We start from the raw sequence: 4,986 nt of genomic DNA, 5'->3' as shown, positions 1-4,986 counted from the left end.
GGGTACGACAGGTTGCGCCCGACCGCGTGCCACGGCCGGTTCCACCCGACCGACGCGGCGGCGAGCGCGGCCGTCGTCACGGTCTCGTAGCGCACGAACCGGTTGAGCAGGCCGGGTTCTCGGATGTACGGCCCGTACCCGATCAGGACGGCGCCTCCGTCCTCGAGGCTGGACTCGTCCTCGAGGGCGGACCATCGGGCCAGCGTCGCCAACCACTCCGGGTCAGGCCGACCGTCGGCGTCGGTGAAGGCCAGACGGTCGTGGCGCGCGGCCCCGACGCCGCACTCGAGCGCATGTTTTTTCGGCGGCAGGCCCGCGGCCTCGAGGTCGGCGTCCTCGACGCGGACGACTCGCAAAGGGACGGGGAATCGAGCGGCCCGGAAGTCGGCGACGGCCCCGGTCCGGTCCGTCGATCGATCGTCTACGATCACGACCTCGAAGGGATGGTGCGTCTGGGCCTCGAGGGCGTCGAGGAGGGCGGGCAGCCGCTCGGCCTCGTTGTGGGCCGCGACGACGACGGTGATCGGGAGGCCGTCGTCGAGGTCGGCCGTGGCCCCCCGCTTTCTGGCTGGTTCCTCCGCTCCCGGCTCAGAAAGCTGTGCCCCTCGACTGAGGGGGACAGCCTGGCCGTCCGCTGAGCGAAGCGATGGACGGTCGGGCGGGGGGGGCTGGGTGTCGTCCTCGAGGTCGCGCCCCTCCGCCCCTCGCCCGTCTCCGTCCTCGAGGTCGATCGCCTCCTCCCGAACGCGGCGTAACCCGGCCCCGACCCAGGCCCAGCCGAGGCCTTGGATCACGAACGCGACGATGAGGGCAGTGAGCACGGAAGGGCGGAGTCGGGCGTGCAAGATCGGCCCCGTATCTTCGTCGCCGCGCCCGCGCCGGGTGTCCGACCCCACCCCGATGCCGACACCCACCGCCCACACCCCTGGCCTGCCCGACCTGGGACGGTTCTGGACGGCGGCCAACATGCTCAGCATGTCCCGGGCGGTCTTGGTGATCCCGATCGCGTGGCTGGTCTACCGCGGAGGCCCCATCGGGCCGATGTTTGGCCTGATCGGTCTCGCCATCGCGACCGACTGGTTCGACGGCCGCGTGGCGCGCTTGACCGACACCGTCAGCGAGTGGGGCAAGGTCCTGGACGCGACCGCCGACAAGCTCGCCGCCGCCGCCGTCACGCTCGCCCTCCTGCTTCGCCCTGAGGAGGCCGGTCCGAACCTGCCGCTGTGGTTCGTGGCGCTCGCGATCACGAGGGACGCCATGCTCGCGCTCGGCGGGCTCTTGCAGTCGCGCCGTCTCGGCCGGTTTACGTCGTCGCTGTGGAGTGGCAAGGTGGCCATCACCGCGCTCGCCATCACCGTCGTCGCCGCGCTCCTCAACGCGGCCGACTCGATTATGGAAGCGCTCGTCGGGCTGACCGCCGCCGTGATGATCTACTCAATGGTCAAATACAGCGTCCGGTTCGTCGCCATCATGCGCCACGGCCTGGCCGCCCTCGAGGACGACGGCTCGACCCTGCGCCGCGAGCACCACGTGGTGAAGGGAGGGACGGAGGGATAAGGGCTGGAGGGAACGGGGTCCGCTGCCACTGCTCTCGAAGGACTCGGCCTCGAGGACGACTCCGACGCTCCTGCCTCGAGGACGGGCCGAGGGGTCATTCCCCTCATCTCTCCGTCCCTCTCCCATCCCTCCGCCCCTCCTTCTCTCCGTCTCCCGGATCTCCCGAGCCCCCGAGCCGGTACCCGACGCCCCAACCGATCTCCCCATGGCCCTGTTCGGGTTCAAGCGCAAAAAGGAAGACCAGACCGACCTCGAGGCCGGACTGGAAAAGACCCGGACCGGGCTGTTCGACAAGCTCAAGACCGCCGTCGCCGGCAAGGACACCGTCGACGACGAAGTCCTGGACGACCTTGAGGAAGTCTTGGTCACGTCCGATGTCGGCGTCAACACGACGATCGAGATCATCAAGCGCATCGAGGCCCGCGTCGCGCGTGACAAGTACGTCTCGACGAGGGACCTCCAAGAGCTGATGCGCGGTGAGATCGCGGACCTGCTCCTGTCCAACGCGCCCGACCGCCCGGCCGACTTCGGCGCACCCCTCCCGAGCACGCCCCACGTCGTCATGGTGGTCGGCGTCAACGGCGTCGGCAAGACGACCTCGATCGGCAAGATCGCGCACCACTACAAGCAGGCCGGCAAGAGCGTCCTTCTAGGCGCCGCCGACACGTTCCGCGCCGCCGCGACCGAGCAACTCGACGTCTGGGCCGGCCGCGCCGACGTCGAGATCGTCAAGCAGTACCAGGGCGCTGATCCCGCCGCGGTCGCCTTCGACACGTTGGCGGCCGCCAAGGCCCGCGGCTTCGAGGTCGTGCTCATCGACACCGCCGGCCGGCTCCACAACCAGGTCGGGTTGATGGACGAGCTGTCCAAGGTCCGCCGCGTGATGGACAGGCAGGTCGACGGAGCGCCGCACGAAGTGCTCCTCGTCCTCGACGCCTCGACGGGACAGAACGCGATGCGCCAGGCGCAGGCCTTTACCGAGGCCGTCGACGTGACGGGGCTGGTCCTGACCAAGCTCGACGGGACCGCGAAGGGGGGCATCGTCATTGGCATTTCCAACGAGCTCCAGATCCCCGTTAAATACATCGGCGTCGGAGAGGGCATCGAACACCTCCAAGTGTTTGATCGCGCCTCGTTTGTCGATGCCTTGTTCGGAACGCCCGCGGCCTAGCCGCTCGCGCGGCGTGGCGACGGTTCGCCCTCGATCCAGAACGGTTCGCCCGTCTGGCTTGTGAAAGCGCTCCCGCGTGTGCCATCTTTTCCGTTGCGGCCCCGTGCCGTCCCTGCTTCCACCCGAGCCCACGCTCGTGCTTATGCGCGCTCGCTACTCCTCGCTTCGTCTGCTCCTGCTAGCCGTCGCGTGCAGTCTGGTCCTTCCAACCGCCTCCGCCCAGGCGGCCTATACGCCGAGCTTCGATGTCGAGTTGGTGACGCGCCGCGCGGAGACCGCGACCGGCCCCGAGTCCCGCCTAGACGTCTACACGGCGGTCCCGAACTCGAGCCTGCGCTTTTTGGCGCGGGAGGGCGGCTTCGAGGCCTCGTACGCCGTCACGGTCCAGGTCTACTCCCTCGACGACCGTGGCAACCACGAGGGCCTGGTCGTAAGCCGGACCTTCGAGCGCGACGTGGCCGCCGCCGGCTACGACCAAACACAGGACGCCGACCTCGAGGACCGCGCCATCCAGTCCTTGGCCGTCGACCCGGGGCGGTACGCCGTCGAGGTCGCCGTCGAGGACGGGTCGAGCGGACGGGCGCTGTCCCGCGAGCTCGGACACGTCGTCCGCGACATGACCGGCGACGGCATCGTCCTGAGCGACCCGATGCTCTTGAGCGCGTACGATCCGGCCGCGGGCTCCTCGACGCCGGTCGTCGGCGCGACGATCTCGACCGAGATGGACGAGTTCTGGCTGAGCTACGACTTGCACGCCTCGGCCCCGACCGAGCTCCAGGTGACGTACGTCGTGACCGAGCAGAGCCAGGTCCGCGACCGCCCCTCGTTCGGCGCGCTCTTGGGGCTCGCCCCACGTCAGCAGGCCGAGCTCGGCACGCCGGTCGCCGTGACGGAGCCTCTCGCCCTCGAGGCCGGCCGCACGCCCGCGGCGTTCCGCGTCGAGACCGAGGCGTTGCAGGTCGGCGACTACACGATGACCGTCCGCATCGCGACGCCCGACGGCGAGACCGTCGCGGAGGCCGACAAGGCGTTCGCCGTCCGCTGGATGGGGCTCGACAGCCAGATCGCCGACCTCGACCAGGCCATCGACCAGCTCCGCTACGTCGCCAAAGACGACGAGTACCAGTCCATCCGCAACGCGCCGACGCCGGAGGAGCAGCGCCGCCTGTTCCTCAACTTCTGGAACGAGCGCGACCCGAGCCCGGGCACGCCGCGCAACGAGCAGATGGAGCAGTACTACTTCCGCGTGGCCTACGCCAACGAGCGGTACAGTCGCTTCCACGACCGGGGCTGGAACACGGACCGCGGCGAGATCTTCATCGTGTTCGGCGAGCCGGACTACGTCGAGAACCACCCGTTCAACTACGGGACGCGGCCCTACCAGATCTGGAACTACTACGGCCAGGGCCGTCGCTTCATCTTCGTCGACGACACCGGCATGGGCGACTTCCGCCTGCTGGTCGGGCGCTGGGACCCGAGAACGCGGATGTAGAGGCGCGAGCGCCCGTACACTCCGGGCCACCACGCCTCTTTCCATCTGATGCCCCACGCCGCGCCCGACCTCGATACGACCGGGCCGCGTCGTGACGCGTCCTCGAGGGCGCACGGCATCCGGTCGTCGGAGTCGAGGGTTGAGTATCTAAACCGCGCCTCGACCAACGCGACGGGTGACCCGGGCTCCGGCTTCGAGGACGAGTCTGACGTGCACCCCTCAGGCGGCGTCAGGTATTGGGGTGCGCCAAAGCCGTCCTTCCCGCGTAGGCGGGAATCTAGAGAGGGCGAGCATTGTGCCGCGCGAGTCCTGGATTCCCGCCTGCGCGGGAATGACTCGGGTCGGGGTTTGTCGATAGGAGAGGTGTCGAGCGCCGTTGCTCCAACTGCAACGTCGGGGGACCACGCTCGAGGACGGCGGCTCTCGATCTCGCGGTCCGTCCTCGGGGCCGAGTCAGGTGTGCGACCTCGAGGGCGGGCCAGGCACTGCGGCCCCTCACCGGGCTCTCCCACGGGGAGAGGCGACCTCGAGGTCGGGTTCGCCCTCGAGGGCAGACCGCCCTCGCGGCTGTCGTCCTCGAGGGCGTGGCTTGTCGCGCTAGTCCTCTTGCTCGCGCTACCCGTCCAGGCCCAGTCCGTCCGGGGCTTCGTCGCCGACGTGACGCGCGGCCCGCTCGCCGGCGCCAACGTGGCCGTCCAACGCATCGAGGGCGACAGCACGGCCGGACCGCTCCGCGGCGCCGTCACCGACGCCCAAGGCTTCTACG

At 69.5% G+C, this 4,986-nt stretch carries 4 protein-coding genes; 3 read left to right on the top strand and 1 reads right to left on the bottom strand.

Going from position 1 to position 4,986, the window contains the following annotated elements; all coding sequences use genetic code 11:
* A partial coding sequence (locus tag WBA11_RS07215) for a glycosyltransferase (RefSeq protein ID WP_424520025.1) occupies positions 1–821 on the bottom strand: 821 nt, incomplete at its 3' end.
* A gap of 79 nt (positions 822–900) precedes the next feature.
* Between WBA11_RS07215 and WBA11_RS07210 the strand changes: the two genes are divergently transcribed.
* The 3 genes from WBA11_RS07210 to WBA11_RS07200 all read left to right on the top strand — a co-directional run bounded on the left by WBA11_RS07210 (position 901) and on the right by WBA11_RS07200 (position 4,220).
* Entirely contained in the window at positions 901–1,557 is a 657-nt protein-coding gene (locus WBA11_RS07210; RefSeq protein WP_424520024.1) for a CDP-alcohol phosphatidyltransferase family protein, read from the top strand.
* Positions 1,558–1,762: 205 nt separating this feature from the next.
* A complete protein-coding gene (ftsY, locus tag WBA11_RS07205; RefSeq protein WP_424520023.1) occupies positions 1,763–2,728 on the top strand; it encodes a signal recognition particle-docking protein FtsY in 966 nt (321 codons plus the stop codon).
* Between the two features lie 142 nt (positions 2,729–2,870).
* On the top strand, positions 2,871–4,220 hold the full coding sequence (locus WBA11_RS07200) for a GWxTD domain-containing protein (RefSeq protein ID WP_424520022.1): 1,350 nt from the start codon (positions 2,871–2,873) through the stop codon (positions 4,218–4,220).
* Positions 4,221–4,986 lie beyond the last annotated feature (766 nt).

The organism is Rubrivirga sp. (genome assembly GCF_049648075.1).
Lineage (GTDB): Bacteria > Bacteroidota > Rhodothermia > Rhodothermales > Rubricoccaceae > Rubrivirga.
Note: the sequence above shows the minus strand (reverse complement) of the source record. Positions and strands in the feature narration are given on the sequence as shown.